A 22,298-nucleotide genomic window follows, 5' to 3' on the forward strand; every position below is an offset into this window, starting at 1 on the left:
AGAATGAATGGACATATTGATTCCCGCATGGATAGACGGTCAGTTGCAGCCAGTTGAAAAGCTGCAAACCCATCTGCGCGGATTGAAGCATAAAGCAGTGTCTGTTTTTGTGATGCGGAGTGCGGAGACATTGCTGCAACGCCGCGCCATGAGCAAATATCACACCCCCCGGCCTTTGAGCCAATGCCTGCTGCACAAATCCGGAATGGGGCGAAGCTGGTTTGACTGCGCCCAGCGCCGGCTTGAAGAAGAATTAGGGCTGGCGGACCAAATCCCTGTGTACCGCGGCACGGTAGAATATCGCGCTGATGTGGGCGGCGGTATGATTGAGCATGAGGTGGTGGAAATTTTTACGCTGCAAGTCACCCAGATCAACATTCACCCCAATCCCGAAGAGTTGATGGATCATCGCTGGTAAAATCTAAAGGATCTCACCCATGAGATTGCAGCGCAGCCCGAGGTTTTTACCCCATGGCTAAAAATCTACCTCAGCCAACATGCGAAAGCCATATTTGGCGCCTAGGCGGGATAATCACGCAGGAAGACCGGTTTTTCTGGCGTGGATTGCTCAGGTTGATAGGCATATCCACCCAAATCAAACTCCACGATTTGCGCAGGATCTGACAATCGGTTCTGGACAATAAATCGCGCCATCGCCCCGCGGGCTTTCTTGGCGTAGAAGCTCACAATCTTCGCCTTACCCTCTTTCAGCTCCAGAAATTGCGGCGTGATGATCGGCAGATGCAGCGCCGAGACATCCACAGCACGAAAGTATTCTTGGCTGGCACAGTTGACCAGCGCCTGCGCACCGGTCGCCTTGGCCTGTGCGTTTAACGCCTTTGACAACTCCTGCCCCCAATAGGCATAAAGAGATCCGCCGCGATCCGTTTTCAGGCGGCTGCCCATTTCAAGCCGGTAGGCTTGGATTTGATCCAAAGGCCGCAAAACACCGTAAAGCCCAGAGAAAATGCGCAGATGCTCCTGTGCCCACCGCATATCATCCTCGCTGAAGCTCGCCGCTTCCATGCCTTGGTAAGTGTCTCCCGCAAAGGCCAAAGCGGCGGGACGCAAAGCTTCATCCGCTGGCTTGTCCGCAAAGGCCACAAAGCGCTTGTGGTTCAGCCGCGCAAGATTTTCGCTGATCGACATCAGCTTTTGCAACTGAGGCACCGAAAGATCCCGCGCCGTTTTCGCCAAGTTGAAGGCATCAGCAGAAAAATCTGGTGTGGTGACATCTGAGCGCGGCGCCTCTGACCAGTCCAGCTTTTTCGCCGGTGAAATACAAACCAACATCGTGTCTCTCTCCTTTGAACCCTTAACCTAGAGCAGTCTAGGCAGACTGCAAGATTTCTAAAAAGGCCAAGCCAAAACGTTCAGTGCGGGCGGGCGTCATTCCGGAAATTTGCGCCAATTGTTCTAATGAGCTTGGTCGCCTTTGTGCGATCATACGCAGGGTTGCGGTCGAACAGCTCAACGGTTTTTCCCCATCAAAGGCCCCACGGGCCAATTCCAATTGCCGCTCTAGCAGCTGATCAAAAAGCTCCCCCTCTGGGCGCCCGGCCATTTTGCGCCGTGCCGGGTGGACTGGGGGCTGCTCTCCTATGATCACCGATAGAAAGGCCTGCCCATAGCTTTCCAATTTCTTCGCCCCCACACCACCAATTGAGGCCATTTGATCCAAGTTCTGCGGACGGCGTTCTGCCATTTCAATGAGGGTTTTATCATTAAAAACAATATAGGCCGGGACTTTCTGTTGTTCGGCCAAAGCGCGCCTCTTGGCTTTAAGCGCGGATAAAAGTGGGGCATCTTCCTCTGACACCAAGGATTTGACCGCGGGACGCCGTTCTTGACCTGCGGCGGTGATGCTGTCCTTGCGCAACTGAATTCGAGCCTCCCCCTTCAATAGGGGCCGGGCGTTCTGGGTGAACCGCAAACCCCCATGGCGCTCTGGGTCTGGGCGGATAAGATCAAACCCCATCATCTGCCGAAAAATCACCTGCCATTGCGCCTTGCTGATGGCCTTTCCAACCCCAAAGGTCGGCAATTCATGATGGGCGCGTTGCCGTACTTTATCAGTGGCATTGCCGCGCAATATATCAATCAAATGACCTGTCCCAAACCATTCTCCGGTGCGCAAAATGGCCGATAGCGCCATGCGCACCGGTTCTGTTCCGTCAAAAACTTCAGGCGGCGCATCGCAAAGATCACAATTGCCGCAGTTCGATACTGTTTCGCCAAAATAGGTTAGCAATGCAGATCGGCGGCAACTCAACGCCTCTGCCAAACCCAACAAAGCATTGAGCCGCGCATGATCTGCCATTTTACGATCCGCAGGTGCCAGCCCTTCATCAATTTGCGCACGGCGCAGGCGAATGTCATCTGCACCAAAGAGGGTCAAAGTCTCAGCCGGCGCGCCATCACGCCCACCTCGGCCAATTTCTTGATAATAGGACTCAATGGATTTGGGCAAATCCGCATGGGCCACCCAACGGATATCCGGCTTATCCACCCCCATACCAAAGGCGACAGTGGCCACAACGATGAGGCCATCTTCTTGCTGAAACCGTGTTTCGACAATTCGGCGATCTTCGGCATCCATACCGCCGTGATAAAAACAGGCCGAATGCCCCGCCTCGCACAGCGCTTGTGCCAGGGTTTCCGTCTTGGCCCGCGTGCCGCAATAGACAATGCCTGACTGCCCCTTTCGGACCGCTGCAAAAGCAAGAATTTGTTTGCGCGGTTTATCCTTAGCGGCGAAAGCCAAATAGATATTGGGGCGATCAAACCCATGTAAAAAGCTTGCCGGGGCCTGCCCATCAAACAGCTTGTTGACGATTTCTGCTTGGGTTTCTTCATCGGCTGTAGCGGTGAAGGCGGCGAGCGGGACATTCAGTGCCCGGCGCAACTCGCCAATCCGCAGATAATCCGGGCGAAAGTCATGGCCCCATTGCGAGACACAATGCGCCTCATCCACCGCGATCATCGACACGCCAACCCGCCGCAACATCCCCAAAGACGATCCGGCCGCCAGCCGCTCTGGAGCGATATACAAAAGTTTGAGGGTGCCTTGCTCCAACCCTTCCCAAACCGCATCTGTCTCCTCGGGCGTATTACCAGAGGTTAGAGCCCCCGCTCCGACCCCGGCGGCCTGCAAAGCGCGGACTTGGTCGCGCATCAAAGCAATCAGTGGCGAGATCACCACCGTCACCCCGTCGCGCATCAAGGCGGGCAACTGAAAACACAAGGACTTCCCACCCCCAGTGGGCATTATAGCCAGTACATTTTGCCCTTCCGTAACCGCACGCACAATCTCCTCCTGACCGGGACGAAAGGCATCGAATCCGAAGACATCCCTCAGAAGGGTGGTATAGGGCATAACAGGTCCGATGGGTCAGCGGCCGTAATAGGCCAAAGTATATTGCAAAGCGGCTACGATCAGCAGCGCGATCAAAGGCGTCAAATCAAGCCCGCCCATATTTGGCAGGAACTGCCGAATACGGCCATAGATCGGATCTAAAAGACGGTTCAACCCCGACCAAATCTGCGCAACAATGGGCTGATAAAGGTTCAAAACATTGAAAGCGATCAACCAACTCATGATCAAATGGGCAATGATAAAGAACCAAATGACGTTCAAAACCATGTAAGGTATCGCGAAAATAGGAGCCATGTGAAACCTCGACAGAATACGTTTGCTTTTACCTAAGCGCTTCGGCCCCCATCGGCAAGTCGCTTGACAGATCGGGTTCAAAATCATGGGTTGACCTGCGGGCCTGCGCGCTCTTTTGTGACCAAAATTTGGAAAGCCTTCTATGTACCCTTTCGTCCGTCTCGCTTGGCAATTTTTCATTCACCGCAAGACGGGCTCGCTTGCCATTGGACAAACCCACTATAGCACGCATTACTGCCTGCCTTGGGACTTGGATCTTTGGCGCGAACTCAACAATGGCCGCACCCTGTCGATCTATGACATGGGCCGCCTGCCCATGGCGCGTCGCTCTGGCTTATTAGCGATTTTGAAACGAAAGGGCTGGGGCCTCACCATAGCCGGCAGCTCCGTACGCTACCGCAAGCGCATCCGTGTGTTTGACAAAATCGAAATGCGCAGCCGCGCCCTTTGTGCCGATGCGCGGTTTATGTATCTGGAGCAAAGCATGTGGGTGAAGGGAACCTGTGCCGGGCACGCGCTTTATCGCACCGCGGTGACCAATGCCGATGGAATCGTGCCTATTGAAAACCTGCGGGCAGAACTGAACCCAAACACGCCCCTGCCTCCAATTCCCGAATGGGTCGCCGCATGGATCACTGCAGAGGACCTACGCCCCTGGCCACCGATGCAGGACACCCATTAGGAAACCCTTGCTTTGGCCATTTCTCTCAGCCAAACTTGAAGCATTATTAGGGGCGCCATATGTCGAAATCAACAACAGAGCAGGCCATTTTAGTCAAACGCGTGCGCGGCTGGATGATGTTCGACTGGGCCACGCAACCCTTTTACACCCTTGGTTTGACATTCATCTTTGGGCCCTATTTTGCCGGTGTTGCCGCAGAGCATTACCTGTCCAGCGGATTGGATCCCACCAGCGCCAAAGCCAACGCGCAATCAATATGGTCTTGGGGTCAGGCTTTGGCCGGCTTTGTCGTTGCGATCATAGGCATTCTTGCCGGTGCCTATGCCGATAGTACCGGCCGGCGGATGCCTTGGATTTGGGCCTCCTCATTGGTCTTTGTAATCTGCTCTTGGATGCTCTGGTACATGGTGCCAGATGGATCTGCGATGTGGTCCTCTTTAATCTTCTTCTCCATCGCCTTCATCGCCGCTGAGCTCGCGCTTGTATTCACCAATGCCATTCTCCCCAGCCTAGGAGACAGGCGGGAGGTCGGAAAAATCTCAGGCAGTGGCGCCGCACTGGGCTATGCCGGCGGTATCATCAGCCTATTTATCATGCTGTTTTTCTTTTTTGACGAAGGCGGCAAGACCTTTCTGATCGGCTTGGATCCCGGCTTCGGGTGGTTGGATGCCCAAAGCCGCGAAGGCACGCGGGCGGTCGGCCCCTTGATCACGATTTGGTTCGTCATTTTTATGCTGCCATTTTTCCTTTGGGTGCAAGAAAGCAAGGCCCCCAATCGCCAGGGCGGGTTGCAACGATCGCTTGCGGACTTAAAAGACACGCTCAAGAGCATGGTTAAACGGCCTAGCCTCTTTGCCTTCATGGGCGCGCAAATGTTCTATCGCGACGCCCTCAACGGGCTTTATGCCTTTGGTGGGGTTTATGCGGTTTTGGTCCTGAGCTGGGGGCAAACGCAGCTTGGTGTTTTTGGAATACTCGGCGGATTATCCGCTGCAATTGTCACCTGGATTTCGGGAAAATTTGATCGGAAGCTGGGGCCGTTGCCCGTGATTTACTTTCACATCTATGTGCTGATCTTTGTCTCACTTTGCATCATTGGCATGTCCAGAGACAGCTTCTTTGGTCTGGCCTTGCCGGAAGGCTCCGCACTGCCCGATATCATTTTCTACATCTGCGGTGCGGCCATTGGTGGCTCCGGCGGAGGGATTTATGCCGCCAGCCGCTCCATGATGGTGCGCCACACCAATCCTGACCGTCCAACCGAAGCCTTTGGCCTATTTGCCCTCGCCGGAAAGGCCACCGCCTTTTTGGCACCGCTTCTTATCGGTTTATTTACCTACTTGCTTAACGATGCCCGCCTAGGCTTTGCTCCCGTTGTGGGACTGTTCGTCTTAGGGATGCTTTTGCTGCGCTGGGTGAACCCAAATGGAGATCAATAGACGTGAGACCGATTGTCGTCAGATATTTTTTTGCACTGGTGCTCTTCGCAGCCTGCCTGCCCTTTGCGCTTCAAGCACAAACGCAATCTGACCGTCCGCAAGCGCGGACAGATCGGGCTATGACCGTGGCTGCAAAAACCCTTTTCGGTGCGGCTGAGATCGGATCAAAACATGCATCCGAATCCTTTGGAAGCTACGCTAAGGGCTGTTTGGCCGGCGGGGCCGCTCTGCCAGAAACTGGCCCCACATGGCAGGCCATGCGCCTATCACGAAACCGAAATTGGGGACAGCCTATCACGATTGACTACCTACAAGATCTCTCGCGCAAAGTGGCCCAAAACACGTCTTGGTCGGGTCTTTACATTGGAGATATTTCTCAACCACGCGGTGGGCCGATGCTGTCAGGCCATGCCAGTCACCAAATTGGCCTAGACGCGGATATATGGCTACGGCCAAAAACGGATCGCGTTTTAACCCGGGCAGAACGGGAAGAGATTTCCTCTATATCCATGCGTCGAGCCTCTGGCGCTTATACGAATGACCGCTGGACAAAAGACCATGAAACAGTTCTCAAATTGGCCGCCTCAGATCCACGGGTGGCGCGCATATTTATTTTCCCAGGCGCCAAGGTCGCCATGTGCAAATCAGCGACAGGCGACCGCAGCTGGCTGCGCAAAATTCGTCCTTGGTACGGGCATCACTATCATTTCCACGTCCGCCTAAAATGCCCAGAAGGCCAAGAGGATTGCATCAACCAGGCCCCGCCACCGCCCGGCGATGGCTGCAAGGAGGCGGCCGGATGGGTCAAACGTATCTTGAATCCCCCCCCACCTAACCCGAATGCCAAGCCGCGCAAACCTAAGCCGCCGATCACCTTGGCCAAATTGCCCCAACAATGCAGCGCGGTTTTGTCAAACCTCTGAGGGCCCGCTGTACGGAAATCGCTTGCAATATGTCCTATGGGCTCGTATCCGAACACGTCAAATCTGACCAAGTCGCCGCTACCTTGGCTAAAAAACGGAATAAAACATGAAAACTCTCTATCTCCCTGGCATTCTTGCCATGGCTGCCGTCGTTGTGGCCTCCAACATCCTGGTTCAGTTCCTTCTTGGAGACTGGCTGACCTGGGGTGCATTCACCTATCCCATCGCCTTTCTCGTCACCGATGTGATGAACCGCGTCTACGGTGTTGCTGCCGCGCGCCGTGTGGTCTTTGCCGGCTTTGCCGTTGGTATTCTTTGTTCACTCATTGGCACGCAAGTCATGCTGCAAGGGGATGGCTATAGTTTCCCAGCGGTCACACTGCGCGTGGCTTTGGGATCTGGCACCGCCTTTCTGGTGGCTCAGTTGCTGGATGTTCAAATCTTCGACCGCTTGCGGCATGGCACATGGTGGCGGGCCCCTCTGGCCTCAACGCTGATCGGCAGTGCTGTGGACACCTTCCTCTTTTTCAGCATCGCTTTCTCCGCCCTCTTTAATGGACTGGAAACCAGCAATATTCCAGACTGGGCACAGGGTGCTGTGCCGCTGCTCGGCGCGGGTATGGAGTTGCCACTTTGGGCCTCGCTGGCCGTTGCAGATTGGCTTGTGAAACTGTCCTTAGCTCTCATCGCTTTGGTGCCGTTCCGATTCTTGGTGCTATATCTTGTGGGACGTACAGCAAAAAATCATTGACTTTGTGTCTCTCTCTGGCAAGCTGTGGACAAATGTAACAGCTGAAAGGAGGTGATCCAGTGTCAAGAAAGGTATTGGAGAATGGAGTCGTAACAGGTTTGGAGGCGAATTTCTGAGGCAACCCTTGGAGTTTTAACGCCAAGCTTGGGCAAACGGTCCTAAACGACCCGCCCTCCGCACAACTTTCGAAGGGCCGTCCTGTCTGGGCGGCCCTTTTCCTTTGTGGCATAGTAGCCCCATGTTGCAAATCAATGACGAAATAATGATTCACGATTGGGAGCTGACCGAAAGTTTCACCCGTGCGCAGGGACCTGGAGGACAGAACGTCAATAAAGTGTCGACCGCCGTCGAATTGCGCTTCGAAGCGGCCCGCAGCCCAAACCTCCCGGGCCCGGTAAAAACCCGACTCAAAAAATTGGCTGGCCGCAAGTGGACCTCCAATGGCGCCATAATTTTTCGCGTCGAAGACACCCGCTCACAGGCACGCAACCGAGAGATTGCAAAAGAGCGCTTGAAAGAGCTGATCCTTCAGGCTTTGATACGGCCAAAGCGCCGGATCGCCACACGCCCCACACTCGGATCGCAAAAACGCCGACTGGCAGGAAAAGTTCAGCGCGGCGTGGTCAAATCTCTGCGCGGAAAGGTGAAAGATGTCGAGTGATCTCGCGGCGCGGCGTGCCGCAGTTTTGGGGCCAAATGTGCCTACTTTTTATGAAACCCCAGTGCATTTGGTCAAAGGTGACGGTGTTTGGGTGTGGGATGCAGACGGGCGTAAATACCTCGATTGTTATAACAACGTGCCGCATGTCGGCCACTGTCATCCCCATGTCGTCTCAGCCATCGCCGCACAGGCCGCACAGCTGAACACCCATACCCGCTATTTGCACGCGGGAATTGTGGAGTATTGCGAGCGGCTCACCGCCAAATTTCAAACGCAATTGGATCAGGTCATCATGGTGTGCAGCGGATCAGAGGCCAATGACATTGCCCTGCGCATGGCCCAAGCTGTGACCGGGAAAACTGGCATCATCGCCACAGATAATACCTACCACGGCAATACGATGGCCGTGTCACAGCTCTCGTCGCGCAAGCCCCCCATCGGCGGCTATGCCAACCATATCCGCCGTATCCCTGCGCCGGACACCCTGCGCCCGGTTGGTGGTACTGCCGACGATCAGGCCACGGCTTTTGCACGGGAGCTGCAAACTGCCATTGATGATCTTGAGGCCTCAGGCCACGGGTTTTCGGGTTTTCTATTTTGCCCGACCTTCGCCAATGAAGGCCTGCCAGATTTGCCGCAGAATTTTATGAAGCCCGCCGAGCAAGTGGTCAAAGCCGCCGGAGGGCTGTTGATCGCAGATGAGGTTCAGCCCGGGTTTGGCAGAGGCGGCGAGACGTGGTGGGGCCATGAATGGCTTGGTATATCACCTGATGTTGTGACATTGGGCAAACCAATGGCCAATGGGCATCCGGTTGCAGCAGTGGTCGCACGCCGGACAGTCATGGCTGAATTTCGCAACGCCTTTGGCTATTTCAACACCTTTGGTGGCAATCCAGTAAGCTGCGCCGCGGCTGCGGCCACTTTGGACGTCATTGAACAGGACAATTTGGTAAATCACGCCAAAAACGTCGGTGCTGTTTTTTTGCGCGAGCTGCACTCTATTGACCACCCCAGCATCGCCAGCCGGCGCGGACGTGGTTTGTTTTTCGCTTTGGAATTGGAAACGGATGGTGCTGCAGATGAATCCTTGGCCGCCTATGTCGTCGAATATGCACGCAATCATGGCCTGTTGATGGGGCGCTCGGGGCGCAATCGCAATATTTTGAAACTGCGCCCGCCCATGCCCTTTTCCGATGAGAATGTTGCCATGGCCTGTGACATCCTAAAGGCCGCCTTCAAAGCATGAATGATTTTCCAGAAATCGCCGCCAAATGGGGCGCGAATGGTCAGATAGAGTTGATCGCCGAGCGGGAAAACGCAGTGTATAAGATCCTGCGCGACGGCACACCGATGGCGCTGCGCCTGCATCGGGCGGGATATCAAAGTGAAGCGGCAATCTTGTCAGAATTGCGCTGGACGCTGCGGCTGGCGGAGGCGGGTTTTGCCTGCCCCAAACCCCTCGCGCAGACGGATGGATCCTTATTGGCAAAGTTGGCCGATGGACGCTTTGTCTCTGTGATTACCTGGGTGGAGGGCGCGCCAATTGGGGCTATGGACACCCTCGTTGATACGGATGTCACCGCCCATTGTGATCTTTATCACCAATTGGGCCGTCTCTTAGCTCAGCTGCATGAGACCAGCGATCGCATAAAAACCGACGATCTCACACGCGCCGCCTGGGATCTGCCGGGCCTGCTGGGAAAATTCCCCTTTTGGGGTCGATTTTGGGACAATCCCTCGCTGTCAGCCAGTGAAAAAAAGTTCATGGTTTATACCCGACAGACCGCTCACGCCCATTTAAGCGCCATGAAGGGCGCGGATTTTGGCTTGATTCATGCGGATGCCTTGCAAGAAAATGTCTTTCAAACAAAGTCAGGGCTGACGCTGATTGATTTTGACGACGCGGGATTTGGCTATCGCGGATACGATCTCGGGGTCTGCCTGTCGCAACATTACACCACAGGACATTTGAACGATCTGATCGCCGCCGTTGCAGAGGGCTATGGAACACTCCGCAAAGCCCCATCGATAGATGATATCAAATTTTTCCTTATGTTGCGTGGGCTTGCCTCTTGCGGATGGGTGATTGCGCGGCAGCCGAAAAAAAGCCCTGTCCAAAGGCGCTATGCAGAACGCGCGCTGCATTTGGCACATCAATGGCTGACAACCGCTTAAACGATGACGCTTTGCGGGTTTTGACGTCCAACTTCGAACACCCGTTTGTAGCGAGCAATTTCATCTGCTGGACCCATCGCCTTGTTGGGATTGTCGGACAATTTGACCGTGGGTTTGCCATTGGCTGACACCGCTTTGCAGACCAAAGAGAAGGGCTTCAACGCATCATTTGGCACCAAACCACGAAAATCATTGGTCAGCAGCGTACCCCAACCAAAAGAGACTCTGACCCGTCCAGCGAACAATCGATGCAGCTCGGCGATCTTCTCCACGTCCAAACCATCAGAAAAAATCAGCAGTTTTTGACTGGGATCTTCATTGCGGCTTTTCCACCATTTAATCGCATGTTCTGCTCCTTGAATAGGATCACCAGAATCGATGCGCATGCCCGTCCATGTGGCCAGCCAATCAGGCGCATTGTCTAAAAACCCTTCCGTGCCATAGGTATCTGGCAAGATGATCCGCAGGTTTCCATCGTGCTCCTCATGCCAATCAGATAGAACGTCATAGGGGGCCCGGCGCAAGGCTTGATCATCGGAGGCCAGCGCAGAATAGATCATAGGCAACTCATGCGCATTAGTCCCAATCGCCGCCAAGTCCCGATTTTTCGCAATCAAACAATTAGATGTACCAATAAATTTGTCTCCCAATCCTTCGGTCATGGCCTGCACAGCCCAATCTTGCCATAAAAAGGAATGTCGTCTGCGCGTGCCAAAATCCGCAAGGCGCAAGTCCTCAATGTCGCGCAGTGTCTCAATTTTTTCCCAGAGCTTAGCCATGGCCCGCGCATAGAGAATTTGAAGCTCAAAGCGGCGCATGTCACGCAGCACCGCGCGGCCGCGCAGCTCCATAAGAACCGCCAAAGCAGGAATTTCCCACAACATCACCTCGGGCCAACTGCCTTGAAACGTCAGCTCATATTGCCCATCACGTTTCTCAAGGTGATAGTCAGGCAATCTAAGCGCCTCGAACCAATCCATAAACTCGGGCGTAAACATCTGGCGTTTGCCATAGAATGTATTTCCGCGCATCCATGTGCTTTCGCCACGCGACAGGGACAAAGAGCGTACATGATCCAACTGTTCGCGCAGCTCTCCCTCATCAATCAATTCTGCCAAGCGAATATCGCTTGACCGATTGATCAAGCTAAAGGTCACCTCCGTTTTTGGGTGATTGCGGAGCACCGATTGGCACATCAACAATTTATAGAAATCATTGTCGATTAACGACCGCACGATAGGGTCGATTTTCCATTTGTGATTCCACACTCGGGTGGCAATATCTACCATTACAAAAGGCTCACTTTCGCTGCCACCATGTCGCGCCGTGCTTGGTCCAGCGATCCGCCCATATCAATGGCGCGGCATAGGGCGGTGTCGACGCTGACCGCAAAGCCCAGCCGCGCCGCATCGAGCGCTGAATAAGCGACGCAATAATCCGTCGCCAATCCAACGAAGGTCACATCCCGAACCCCGCGGGTCGTCAAATATCCTTCAAGCCCGGTCGCTGTGCTACGGTCGTTTTCAAAAAAAGCAGAATAACTGTCGATGCCTGGCCGATAGCCCTTGCGCAGAATCAAATCTGCCCGATCCGTGGCCAAATCTTTGTGAAAGGCTGAACCAAAACTGCCCTGCACGCAGTGATCTGGCCAAAGCACTTGGGGGCCATAGGGCATTTCAATGCTGGAAAACACATCGGCCTTATGGGAGCTGGCAAAGGAGGAATGGCCCGCAGGGTGCCAATCTTGGGTGAAGATCACCGCGTCAAAATCAGCCATGCGGTTGTTAATTTGCGCTACAATCTCATCACCGCCGGCAACCGCCAAAGCGCCACCCGGACAAAAGTCGTTTTGAACATCAACCACAATCAGTGCACGCATTTGGATCCCCTATCCAAGCTTCGCGCACAGAGGTAATGATCCGCGCCCATAAGGTCAATGTTATCAAAGCACCCATAAAGCGGTAGCGGAGCTTTGGCTATGTATCTTGCAGCAAAGATGACTTCAGATTATGACGCAGATCATGTTTACAGTCTCCGCTCTTTATCACTTCACCCGCTTTGACGATCCGGGCGCTCTGCGCGCGCCGATGGTGTCGCTTTGTGAGCATGAAGGCATCAAAGGCACAATTCTGCTCGCCAAAGAAGGAATTAACGGCACAGTCGCAGGCCCAAAACAGGGGGTTGCACGTCTTTGGGCGCATATCGCCGCGCTGCCTGGCTGTTCGAATTTTGAACATAAAGAAAGCACAGCCAGCATCATGCCCTTCAAGCGCATGAAAGTCCGCTTGAAAAAAGAGATTGTCTCAATGGGCCAACCCAATGTCGATCCGCGCGCGGGTACAGGCCACTATGTCGATCCTCATGAGTGGAACGCGCTGATTGCCGCACCGGATGTCGCGGTGATTGATACGCGCAACGATTATGAGGTGGGCATCGGCACGTTTGAAGGGGCGATTGATCCCAAGACCAAAACCTTCCGTGAATTTCCCCAGTGGTGGGCTGAAAACAAACATCGTTTTCACCACAAAAAGATTGCCATGTTTTGCACCGGCGGCATTCGTTGTGAAAAATCTACTAATTTTTTGCTCGGTGAAGGGGTTGAGGAGGTCTATCACCTCAAGGGTGGAATCTTAAAATACCTTGAAGAGATGCCGCAAGAAGAGAGCACCTGGCGCGGTGAATGTTTCGTCTTCGACAATCGCGTGTCCGTCGGTCACGGCTTGGTCGAGGGCAGTTTTGATCAATGCTATGCCTGCCGCAGACCGATCACAGAGCCGGATAAAAATCGTGTCGAATATATCAAAGGCGTGCAGTGCCACCAATGTGTAGACGAATATTCCGATGAGGACCGTGCACGTTTTGGTGAGCGCCAAAGGCAAATTGATGCCGCCGCAAAATAGGGCCGCCTCACTGAGATTTGATCCAAGCTCCAAGCCGCGCAAGATGCGGTGCATGGGCTTTGCCATTGGCTTCTGCCCGATCTGCGGCTTTTAACATCGCGTATAGACCGCGCACCGCCATCCACCTCAAAGGCTCACGCTCCCAAGCTCGAACCGCGCGGTTGACCCACGGCAATTCGGTCAAAGCCGTAGGCTCTGATAGCACCAAGTCACGCAGCGTGCGCCCAGCGAGATTCGCCGAGGTCAAACCAACCCCCACATATCCGCCCGCCCAACCAATCTTGGTCTCAGGATCCAAGCCAACAGTGGCGCACCAATCCCGTGGAACGCCCAAGACCCCCTGCCAAGCATGGGCCAAGGGAACATGGGCCGCCGCAGGAAACAAACGCGCAAGAATCCCCCGCAATTCTGAAATTGTGCCCGCGGTGGGTCGGCCATCGCTTTGAATTTTGGAATTCAAAAGATAGGGCAGCCCACGGCCTCCAACCGCGATACGCCCATCTGCTGTGCGCTGGCAGTAGCAATAGGCATGCGCCATATCTCCAATCAGCTCCGCACCCGACCAACCGATGTCCCGCCACAGCTCTAAGGGCAAAGGTTCCGTCACAATTTGAGCGGAGTTGAGAGGCAGCCAACCCCGCTCATATCCAGGCAATTGGGCGCTATAGCCTTCGGTTGCTTTCAAGACCACCGCGCAGGCCACTCGGCCCTGATGGGTTATGACCTGACCTTTGGAAATTTCATGGGCCTGGGTCGCTTCGTAAATTGTAACTCCTAATCGCGCCACTGCATCAGCCAATCCGCGCACCAATTTGGCCGGCTGTACCCGTGCCACACCAGAGGTCACAAGCGCGCCCCTGGCGCTTGGAATGGCAATCCGCGCACGCAATTGCGCTTCACTTTCAAGCGAGCTGCGATGATCACCCCAGTGGTGCAACCGCTTCAACTCAGGTGCAAGACGCTGAAATTGATGCGCATTCGTGGCAATGGCCAATTCCTGTGTGCGGTGGATATCAGCATTGATGCCTTCCATCTCAGCCGCGGCAATGACCTCATCAACAGTTCCATGAAACGCCTCTACCATGGCCTTGACCTGCTCGGCCGTACCGCTGCTCAGATATTTTTCATGATCCCAAGCGAAATTGCCCGATAACCAACCGCCATTGCGACCAGAGGCGCCAAACCCGGCAAACTGCTCTTCAACAATAACAATGGTCAAAGTCGGGTTGGCTTTTTTAAGATAATAAGCTGCCCAAAGCCCGGTAAAACCCGCGCCAATGATGCAAATATCTGCGCTTACAGATCGGTCTAATGCTGGGCGCGGCTTTGGTAGCCCGCCCAGCTCCTGATACCAAAAGGAAACGCCGCCGCGTTGCATTGCCCCATGCACTCCCCGTTTGGTCAGTTTTAGAAATCCAAGTTTGACACATTTAGCGCATTATTTTGGATGAATTCTCGACGCGGTTCCACCACATCGCCCATCAGCTTGGTAAACAGATCATCCGCTTCTGCGACATCATCAATACGCACTTGCAACAAGGTTCGCGCATCTGGATCCAATGTAGTTTCCCAAAGCTGATCTGGGTTCATTTCACCCAAGCCCTTATAGCGTTGCAGCGATAGCCCCTTTTCACCCTCTTCCAAAATCGCGCTCAACAGCGTGAGAGGGCCATTAATCACCTGCACCCGATCTTTGCGCACCAATGTGCAAGTACCGCTATAGGTATCTTGCAAGCTTTGCGTCAAAAGCCCGGTGCGGCGCGCTTCGCCTGACCGGAGCATTGCGCCATCAAGATTGCGCACCTCTTCCACGCCGCGCAAAATCCGCGCCAAGCGCATGCCTCGGTCCTGTGTCGGACGGCCTTGCCAACCCCGCTCATATTCCAAAGCAATCAGATCCAGCCGGCGCGCTACTACATCGGCCATGCCTTGCAAGTCACGATCCACCGCTCCAGGAACGAAGGCCCCTGCGATTGCCGCTTGCTCCAAAATGTGACGCGGGTAATGGGTGGGAAATGCGTCAACAATACGCTTCAACTGACGCGCTTCTTCCACAACACGCATCAAATCAGTTCCAATAATTTCTTCACCATTACTCAACCGCAGTAAAGCACCTTCAATACCCTGTTCGATCAAGTATTCATCCAGCGCCGGCTGGTCTTTAAGATAAACTTCAGAGCGCCCGCGGCTCACCTTAAACAATGGCGGTTGCGCGATATAAAGATAGCCACCTTCAATCAATTCTGGCATTTGGCGGAAAAAGAATGTCAGCAAGAGCGTGCGGATATGCGCACCATCCACATCGGCATCTGTCATGATCACAATTTTATGGTATCGCAGCTTTTCAATATTGAATTCATCGCGACCAATGCCTGTGCCCAGCGCCATGACCAAATTGCCAATTTCTTGACTGCTTAGCATCCGGTCAAACCGCGCGCGCTCCACGTTCAAAATTTTCCCGCGCAGGGGCAAAACCGCTTGGGTCATACGGTCACGCCCCGTTTGGGCAGAACCGCCAGCGCTATCGCCTTCGACTAAGAAGACTTCAGTTTTTGAGGGATCTTTTTCCGAGCAATCTTTGAGCTTTCCTGCCAAGAAGTTCACATCCATCGCAGTCTTGCGCCGGGTGAGGTCGCGGGCCTTGCGGGCCGCTTCACGCGCCATCGCAGCCTCAACAATCTTGCCAACAATAACCTTCGCCTGTGCTGGGTTTTCCTCGAACCATTCAGCCAGTTTTTCGCCCACCAACCCCTCAACAGCCGGGCGCACTTCTGAGCTGACCAATTTATCTTTGGTCTGGCTGGAAAATTTGGGATCGGGTGCTTTGACAGATAATACGCAGGTCAAACCCTCGCGCGCGTCATCGCCTGTGAAGCTGATTTTCTCTTTTTTGGCGATGCCGCTTGATTGAGCGTAGTTATTTATTGTTCGGGTCAAAGCCCCTCTGAAGCCCGCCATATGGGTGCCGCCGTCACGCTGTGGGATATTATTGGTGAAGGGCAGTACATTTTCGTGATAGGTGTCATTCCACCACATCGCCACTTCGACGCCGATATCATCGCGAGTGCCTTTGACATAAATCGGCTCCTCCATGATTGAGGATTTGGAGCGGTCAAGATATTTCACAAATTCGCGCACACCGCCGTCATAATACAGCTCACTGCGCAGAGGTACGGCTGGGCGCAGGTCTTCAAGAATAATCCGCACACCTGAATTCAAAAACGCCAATTCACGCAGGCGCTTTTCCAGTACCTCAAATTTATAGTCAAGATTGGAGAACGTCTCTGTTGACGCCAGGAAACGTACTTCCGTGCCTGTCCGATCGCCGCAATCGCCTACAACTTTTAAATGTTCTGCTGTGTCACCATGCTCGAACCGCGCGACATGCTCTTTGCCTTCGCGCCAAATGCGTAGCTCAAGCCATACCGACAGGGCATTAACAACTGAAACCCCGACACCGTGCAAACCGCCAGAAACCTTGTAGGAATTGCTGTCAAATTTACCACCCGCGTGTAGCTGGGTCATAATCACCTCAGCAGCGGAAACACCCTCTTCTTCGTGAATTCCAACCGGAATCCCGCGACCGTTATCCGCGACGGAAACCGAGCCATCAGCATTGATCCGCACCAAAACATGGTCCGCATGACCAGCCAGCGCCTCATCGATGCCATTGTCTACAACCTCGTAAACCATATGATGCAAACCGGAGCCGTCATCAGTGTCACCGATATACATTCCTGGCCGTTTGCGAACAGCCTCTAAGCCCCTAAGAACCTTAATGGATTCTGCGCCGTATTCTTCAATATTCACAGATTGCTCAGACATCCCGATACCCTTTGTTGAGTTACACAACAACTAGCGGAATTCGATATGAATGTCACGCAAATGGCACAACAGATTGTGGTTCAGGTTGTGATTTTTTAAGGCACCACCCCGGATGCCATCTTTTGCAAAAAACCGCGTGTTCTGGGGGGCTACGCAAAGGGGATAACGATCCCGACAGCGATTAAAAGACCTCCTGATATGCGGTTAATCCGCCGAACCGCCTCAGGTGTTTGCAGCAAATCACACGCATGATTTACAAAGCCAGCAATGGTCAAATTCCCCAAGAGCGGAGTAAGGATAGAGACCACAACAATGGCCAATACATCCCATGCCCCTACCTCAGTCAGGTCAAAAAAGCCCGGCAGAACGCCCATATAAAACAAAATGGCCTTTGGGTTGCCTAGTATCACCACCACACCTGCGATAAAGCCCGCCCACATGCCCGGTCGCGTCAGCCGCTGGTCACCGCTCAAAGCAACGTCGGCCTTGAGCATCAACAGTGCGCCCATTGTAAGGAAGACCGCAGCCGCGACATAGCGCAAGATGGTCATGATGCCCGCAATTTCATTGACCACCCAGCTCACGCCAAGGATGGCCAAAATTGGCCAAACCGCATCGCCAATCGCCACGCCCAAGGCCAAAGGCCAAGCCGCTTGAAAGCCGCCCGACATTGCGCGGGCCAAAAGTGCGACCCAAACCGGACCGGGCGTAATAAATAAAATAAATACAGCAATGGCGTAAAGAGCCAGATCAGAAAAATCCAATGTCATTTTAGATCCACTTTTGATTTTCCCTCAACCTCTGTCACCAATAGATGCTGCGCCCTTTCACCAAGTTGTTCAAACAATTCAGGCCCAGTACCACTCATCCAAGCCTGAGCACCCAGTGCGCAAATTTCATCATAGAGCGCTGCTCTGCGGGCAGCGTCCAAATGTGCTGCCACCTCATCCAAAAGTAGGATCGGCGGTAAACCCGTTTGTTGTTTCAGCGCGCGGCCGTTGGCAAGGATTAGCGAAATCAAAAGTGCCTTTTGCTCGCCTGTGGAGCTGTCTTTTGCGGGAACATCTTTTGCCGCAAAGACACCGAACAGGTCATCGCGGTGCGGACCCACCAAACTGCGACCTGCGGCCAGATCGCGGCTGCGATAGTCAGCCAGAAATTGAGTAAGATCATCACTATTGTCTGAAAAATCTATGTTTTCAGAATTGGTCAGGGTCAAATGCGCAGTTGGGAAGGCTGTTTCTGCCTGATCTTGCGCCGCCTGGATATACGCCAGAGCCTCCTCCCGTGCCTTTCTGATCTTCACACCAGTGGCGGCCATTTGCCCCTCAATGGCCCTATACCAATGGGCATCAGCGACTCGTTCTTTCAGCAGACGATTGCGTTCACGCATGGCTTTTTCATAAAGAAGCACCTGCTCGCCGTGGTTTGGGTCGAAGGAGAGAGACATACGATCTAAAAACCGACGGCGCCCCTCGGCACCTTCAATCCAAATACGATCCATTGCGGGGATCAACCATAAGACACGCGCAACGCGCCCCAGCATGACCTGAGTGGCCGTTTTACCATCAATCCGCAGCTGGCGCGCCGCGCCATTTTGCGACCAGGTCTCAATCTCATGCAGACGATCCTGCCTGCGTAAAACTGCCGAGATCTTCCAGCCAAGCGCCTCTGGACGGCGGGTCATGTCTTCCGCACTCGACCGCCGCACACCACGTCCGGGCGAAAGCAGGGATAATGCCTCTAAAATATTGGTCTTGCCGGCCCCATTTGCTCCGTAAATCGCAACTGGCCGCAGGTCGCATTCGATCTGCACTACATGATGCGACCGAAAATGCGATAGGCTTAAAGATTCAACAGCAAGATTGGGCATCTGCGCCCTTCAACTTCACGCCAGCTTAAACGCGCATGGGCATAACGACATAAATGGCCGATGTGTCATTGCCCTCACGCATCAAGGTTGGATCCGCTGAAGTGTTAAATAGGAACACCGCATTTTCCCGATCAACCTGACTGGCAATTTCGAGCAGATATTTCGCGTTAAAGCCAATTTCCAATTTTTCATCACCATAGGCGACGGCCAATTCTTCTTCGGCGGCACCGCTGTCTGGCGCATTAACCGACAGGATCAGGCGGTCTTCATCCAGTGCCAATTTCACAGCACGCGATCGCTCAGAAGAAACGGTAGCCACGCGGTCAACTGCCTTGGCAAATTCGGCCGCATCCACTTCCAATTTCCGCGTATTGCCCGCAGGGATCACGCGTGTGTAATCTGGGAAGGTGCCATCAATCACTTTTGAGGTCAGCGTCACATTTGGCGTCGCAAAGCGCACTTTGGTTTCCGAAACTGAAACGGCAATCTGTGCGTCATCATCATCGAGCAATTTGCGCATTTCACCAACAGTTTTGCGCGGCACAATCACACCAGGCATGTCTCCGGCACCCGTCGGCAGATCCGCATCAATCCGCGCCAATCGGTGACCGTCGGTGGCGACACAGCGGAGCTTTTGACCGCCATCGCCCTCAGCCACATGTATGTAAACACCGTTCAAATAATAACGGGTCTCTTCAGTGGAAATCGCAAATTTTGATTTGTCAAAGAGCCGGCGCAGGGTCATCGCAGAAGCGGTAAAATTGGAGGCATATTCGGACGTAGCCATAACCGGGAAATCTTCCTTCGGTAGAGTCGTCAAAGAAAAATTGGATCGGCCTGCTTCAACAGTCAAACGGCCAGAGGCTCCGTCATCGGTCAAAGTCACCAAAGCCCCATCAGGCAATTTTCGCACAATCTCATGCAACGTCACCGCAGAGACCGTGCTGGCCCCTGCGCGCTCCACCATGGCTGTCACACGATCTACAACCTCAATGTCCAAATCTGTCGCACGAAACGACGCATGCTCTCCGCTTGCCTCAATCAATACATTTGCCAAGATTGGAATTGTATTCCGACGCTCTACAACGGACTGAGCTTGGGACACAGCCTTCAACAAAGATGCGCGTTCAATAGACAGTTTCATTGCCGTTCTCCGTCACGTATTTTAAGATAAACCGTAAAGAGTTTTCCACAGGACACAAGGGTGTGTTAACGGGTTTAACCCTTAAAGGTTTTGAAAAGAAGCTATGCCTCCAGTGAACGCCGCAACAGGTCCAGATCGTCGGACATTTGACTGTCTTGGTTGCGTAAATCCTCGATTTTCCGCACCCCATGCATCACCGTCGTATGGTCGCGACCACCAAATCTGCGGCCGATTTCTGGCAATGAACGGCTGGTCAACTGCTTGCACAGATACATGGCAACCTGGCGCGGCCGCGCAAAACTGCGCAGGCGCTTTGGTCCTAGCATATCTGACAGGCGGATATTATAGTGGTCGCTCACTTTACGCTGAATTTCCTCAACCGTAACCTTGCGGTCAGAAGCACGCAAAATATCAGAGAGACAATCTTGGGTAAGCTCAACCGTTATTTCACGCCCAACCAGTGAGGCAAAGGCAAAGAGCCGGGTCAAAGCCCCCTCGAGAACGCGTACATTGGTTGAAATGCGATGTGCTAAAAATTCCACAACTTCTTGACGCACTTCAATGCCCGGATAGCTGGACTGATACAACTCAATTTTAGACTGCAAAATGCCAAGGCGCAGCTCATAAGTGGTGGGATGTAAATCCACCACCAACCCACATTGCAAACGGCTGGCGATGCGATCTTCTAACTGTTTTATCTCACCTGGGGCGCGGTCAGCGGAAATGATAATTTGCTTGTTTTGATCCACCAAGGCATTGAACGTGTGGAAAAATTCCTCTTGAGTGCTGTCTTTTCCACCAATGAATTGCACATCATCCACCATTAAAACATCAACCGAGCGGAACAGCTCTTTGAAATCCATCATCTTGCGCTCGCGCAAAGCCTGCACGAATCGATACATGAATTGTTCAGCAGAGAGATACATCACATTGATATCGGGGCGATTCGACTGAAGCTCCCAAGCAATTGAATGCATCAAATGGGTTTTTCCCAAGCCTACGCCACCATATAAAAACAGAGGATTAAAGGTGACTGGTCCCGCTTCCGCAACACGTTTCGCTGCTGCATGAGCCAACTCATTGGGCTTGCCCACAACAAAATTTTCAAACACGAAACGTTGGTCGAGCTTTGCACCTTGTATTTCGCGCGGCTTCACTGGCTCTGCGATAGCAGGGGACGGCTGGCGCGCGACTGGCGCTTGTTCCGAATGTCCCACGGAAAACGTCGCACGGGTAACCTCAAACCCAGATTCACGCATTTGATAGAGGATTTGATCTTCGAAATGCTGGCGCACGTAATTACCAAAAAAACTGGTCGGCACAAAAAATTCTGCTGCACCGTCCGATTCGCCCATGAACTGTAGGGGCTCAATCCATGATTTGTAGTTGTTGTTCCCGAGAGACCTGCGCAAGCGATCCGCGGCAATATCCCAAAACTCTAGTGCCATACGATTCACTTAATCCCAATACAAACGACCACTCGTCCGGTCTACCTTCAACGCGCCCAATGACAACGTCGCTCTAATTTCTTTATCACTGACCACCCACCAGGCAGACAAACGTTCCGAAAAATAGCGTCCATGACCCATAAAATGGATTTATCATGTTGTATAATCCCAAGGTCATGTCGCCGTGCAGCAGTGGCAATCTCTTGGGACAGATATCCCCCGGAGCACTCAAAGTGACTCGCTAAGACATTTTTATCCCTCGGCCAAGTGACTCTGCAACAGATCTTAATTCTTGACTCGGTATTTTTTGAAAAAGAATCTCTTACTATCTATGGTTGTTATAATTTAGTCTTAAAAAATATAAATTTTACCGCTACTTAAACGAAAAAGGGCGCGGGAATTATCCCACGCCCAAAATTCATGAATTTGTAACAATTATTAAGACAAGCCCTTAACCCGTGAGGCCAAGCGCGAAACTTTTCGCGATGCTGTATTTTTGTGGAAGATGCCTTTTGTAACACCGCGCATCAGCTCAGGCTGTGCGGCTCGCAGAGCTTCAGTTGCCGTGGCTTTGTCGCCGGACGCAATCGCTTCTTCAACAGCGCGCAGGAATGTACGGATACGAGATTTGCGGGCTTTGTTGACCGCTGTGCGGCGCTCAATTTGACGTGCGCGCTTCTTTGATTGTGGTGAATTTGCCATGTTCAGGTCCTAACTTAATCTTGTGCCACACGTATCACCGCTAGGCCCAAACCGTATGGACCGGATTATCTAAAGCCAAGCGGGCCACACGCGCATTTTCTGAGG

General features: G+C 53.2%; 21 protein-coding genes. 9 read left to right on the forward strand and 12 right to left on the reverse strand.

Annotated elements, in window-relative coordinates:
* The first annotated feature begins 7 nt into the window (after positions 1-7).
* Positions 8-418, forward strand: coding sequence for an NUDIX domain-containing protein (locus ABLW18_RS06295; RefSeq protein ID WP_347823990.1), 411 nt, complete (start codon positions 8-10; stop codon positions 416-418).
* 101 nt (positions 419-519) lie between these two features.
* On the opposite strand, the gene yaaA is transcribed toward ABLW18_RS06295, so the two are convergent.
* From yaaA to ABLW18_RS06310, 3 genes are read right to left on the reverse strand one after another with little or no spacing between them, the layout of a single operon-like run.
* Positions 520-1,293: a peroxide stress protein YaaA gene (yaaA, locus tag ABLW18_RS06300; RefSeq protein ID WP_347823991.1), complete on the reverse strand. Its 774-nt coding sequence runs from the start codon at positions 1,291-1,293 to the stop codon at positions 520-522.
* Between the two features lie 37 nt (positions 1,294-1,330).
* On the reverse strand, positions 1,331-3,376 hold the full coding sequence (gene recQ / locus ABLW18_RS06305) for a DNA helicase RecQ (RefSeq protein ID WP_347823992.1): 2,046 nt from the start codon (positions 3,374-3,376) through the stop codon (positions 1,331-1,333).
* A 15-nt stretch (positions 3,377-3,391) separates the two neighbouring features.
* Positions 3,392-3,670, reverse strand: a complete 279-nt coding sequence (locus ABLW18_RS06310) for a YggT family protein (protein WP_044048393.1) — start codon at positions 3,668-3,670, stop codon at positions 3,392-3,394.
* A gap of 142 nt (positions 3,671-3,812) precedes the next feature.
* Here ABLW18_RS06310 and ABLW18_RS06315 point away from each other — a divergent pair, with 142 nt between their 5' ends.
* The 7 genes from ABLW18_RS06315 to ABLW18_RS06345 all read left to right on the forward strand — a co-directional run bounded on the left by ABLW18_RS06315 (position 3,813) and on the right by ABLW18_RS06345 (position 10,301).
* A complete protein-coding gene (locus ABLW18_RS06315) occupies positions 3,813-4,352 on the forward strand; it encodes a thioesterase family protein (protein ID WP_347823993.1) in 540 nt (179 codons plus the stop codon).
* 59 nt (positions 4,353-4,411) lie between these two features.
* A complete protein-coding gene (locus ABLW18_RS06320; protein ID WP_347823994.1) occupies positions 4,412-5,791 on the forward strand; it encodes an MFS transporter in 1,380 nt (459 codons plus the stop codon).
* Between the two features lie 119 nt (positions 5,792-5,910).
* Positions 5,911-6,714 (forward strand): penicillin-insensitive murein endopeptidase, encoded by an 804-nt coding sequence (gene mepA / locus ABLW18_RS06325; protein WP_347824352.1) that lies wholly within the window; start codon positions 5,911-5,913, stop codon positions 6,712-6,714.
* A gap of 106 nt (positions 6,715-6,820) precedes the next feature.
* Positions 6,821-7,465, forward strand: a complete 645-nt coding sequence (locus tag ABLW18_RS06330) for a queuosine precursor transporter (protein ID WP_347823995.1) — start codon at positions 6,821-6,823, stop codon at positions 7,463-7,465.
* 238 nt (positions 7,466-7,703) lie between these two features.
* Positions 7,704-8,126: an alternative ribosome rescue aminoacyl-tRNA hydrolase ArfB gene (gene arfB, locus ABLW18_RS06335; protein ID WP_347823996.1), complete on the forward strand. Its 423-nt coding sequence runs from the start codon at positions 7,704-7,706 to the stop codon at positions 8,124-8,126.
* Entirely contained in the window at positions 8,116-9,372 is a 1,257-nt protein-coding gene (locus ABLW18_RS06340) for an aspartate aminotransferase family protein (RefSeq protein ID WP_347823997.1), read from the forward strand. Before arfB ends, ABLW18_RS06340 begins: the two co-directional genes overlap by 11 nt.
* Positions 9,369-10,301 carry a phosphotransferase gene (locus tag ABLW18_RS06345; RefSeq protein ID WP_347823998.1) on the forward strand — a complete coding sequence of 311 codons (933 nt, stop codon included), beginning with the start codon at positions 9,369-9,371 and terminating at the stop codon, positions 10,299-10,301. The genes ABLW18_RS06340 and ABLW18_RS06345 overlap by 4 nt, the downstream gene beginning before the upstream one ends.
* Here the strand turns inward: ABLW18_RS06345 and pncB are convergent.
* A complete protein-coding gene (pncB, locus tag ABLW18_RS06350; protein WP_347823999.1) occupies positions 10,298-11,590 on the reverse strand; it encodes a nicotinate phosphoribosyltransferase in 1,293 nt (430 codons plus the stop codon). The genes ABLW18_RS06345 and pncB overlap by 4 nt on opposite strands.
* Complete coding sequence (gene pncA, locus ABLW18_RS06355) at positions 11,590-12,180, reverse strand: bifunctional nicotinamidase/pyrazinamidase (RefSeq protein ID WP_347824000.1); 591 nt, start codon at positions 12,178-12,180, stop codon at positions 11,590-11,592. The genes pncB and pncA overlap by 1 nt, the downstream gene beginning before the upstream one ends.
* Positions 12,181-12,322: 142 nt before the next feature.
* Between pncA and ABLW18_RS06360 the strand changes: the two genes are divergently transcribed.
* Positions 12,323-13,201, forward strand: coding sequence for a rhodanese-related sulfurtransferase (locus ABLW18_RS06360; RefSeq protein WP_347824001.1), 879 nt, complete (start codon positions 12,323-12,325; stop codon positions 13,199-13,201).
* Between the two features lie 7 nt (positions 13,202-13,208).
* Here the strand turns inward: ABLW18_RS06360 and ABLW18_RS06365 are convergent, their stop codons facing one another.
* The 7 genes from ABLW18_RS06365 to rpsT all read right to left on the reverse strand — a co-directional run bounded on the left by ABLW18_RS06365 (position 13,209) and on the right by rpsT (position 22,193).
* Positions 13,209-14,579, reverse strand: coding sequence for an FAD-dependent oxidoreductase (locus ABLW18_RS06365; protein WP_347824002.1), 1,371 nt, complete (start codon positions 14,577-14,579; stop codon positions 13,209-13,211).
* Positions 14,580-14,608: 29 nt separating this feature from the next.
* Positions 14,609-17,026 carry a DNA topoisomerase (ATP-hydrolyzing) subunit B gene (gene gyrB, locus ABLW18_RS06370; RefSeq protein ID WP_347824003.1) on the reverse strand — a complete coding sequence of 806 codons (2,418 nt, stop codon included), beginning with the start codon at positions 17,024-17,026 and terminating at the stop codon, positions 14,609-14,611.
* Between the two features lie 149 nt (positions 17,027-17,175).
* On the reverse strand, positions 17,176-17,796 hold the full coding sequence (locus ABLW18_RS06375) for a LysE family translocator (RefSeq protein WP_347824004.1): 621 nt from the start codon (positions 17,794-17,796) through the stop codon (positions 17,176-17,178).
* Positions 17,793-18,899, reverse strand: a complete 1,107-nt coding sequence (recF, locus tag ABLW18_RS06380; RefSeq protein ID WP_347824005.1) for a DNA replication/repair protein RecF — start codon at positions 18,897-18,899, stop codon at positions 17,793-17,795. The genes ABLW18_RS06375 and recF overlap by 4 nt, the downstream gene beginning before the upstream one ends.
* 25 nt (positions 18,900-18,924) lie before the next feature.
* A complete protein-coding gene (dnaN, locus tag ABLW18_RS06385) occupies positions 18,925-20,043 on the reverse strand; it encodes a DNA polymerase III subunit beta (protein WP_347824006.1) in 1,119 nt (372 codons plus the stop codon).
* A 101-nt stretch (positions 20,044-20,144) separates the two neighbouring features.
* Positions 20,145-21,491, reverse strand: coding sequence for a chromosomal replication initiator protein DnaA (gene dnaA, locus ABLW18_RS06390; protein ID WP_347824007.1), 1,347 nt, complete (start codon positions 21,489-21,491; stop codon positions 20,145-20,147).
* A gap of 438 nt (positions 21,492-21,929) precedes the next feature.
* The gene (rpsT, locus tag ABLW18_RS06395) at positions 21,930-22,193 is read right to left on the reverse strand and encodes a 30S ribosomal protein S20 (RefSeq protein ID WP_347824008.1); all 264 of its coding nucleotides are present in this window, start codon (positions 22,191-22,193) and stop codon (positions 21,930-21,932) included.
* Positions 22,194-22,298 lie beyond the last annotated feature (105 nt).

Origin of the sequence: uncultured Planktomarina sp., assembly GCA_943788425.1 — a bacterium.
Taxonomy (GTDB): Bacteria; Pseudomonadota; Alphaproteobacteria; order Rhodobacterales; family Rhodobacteraceae; genus Planktomarina.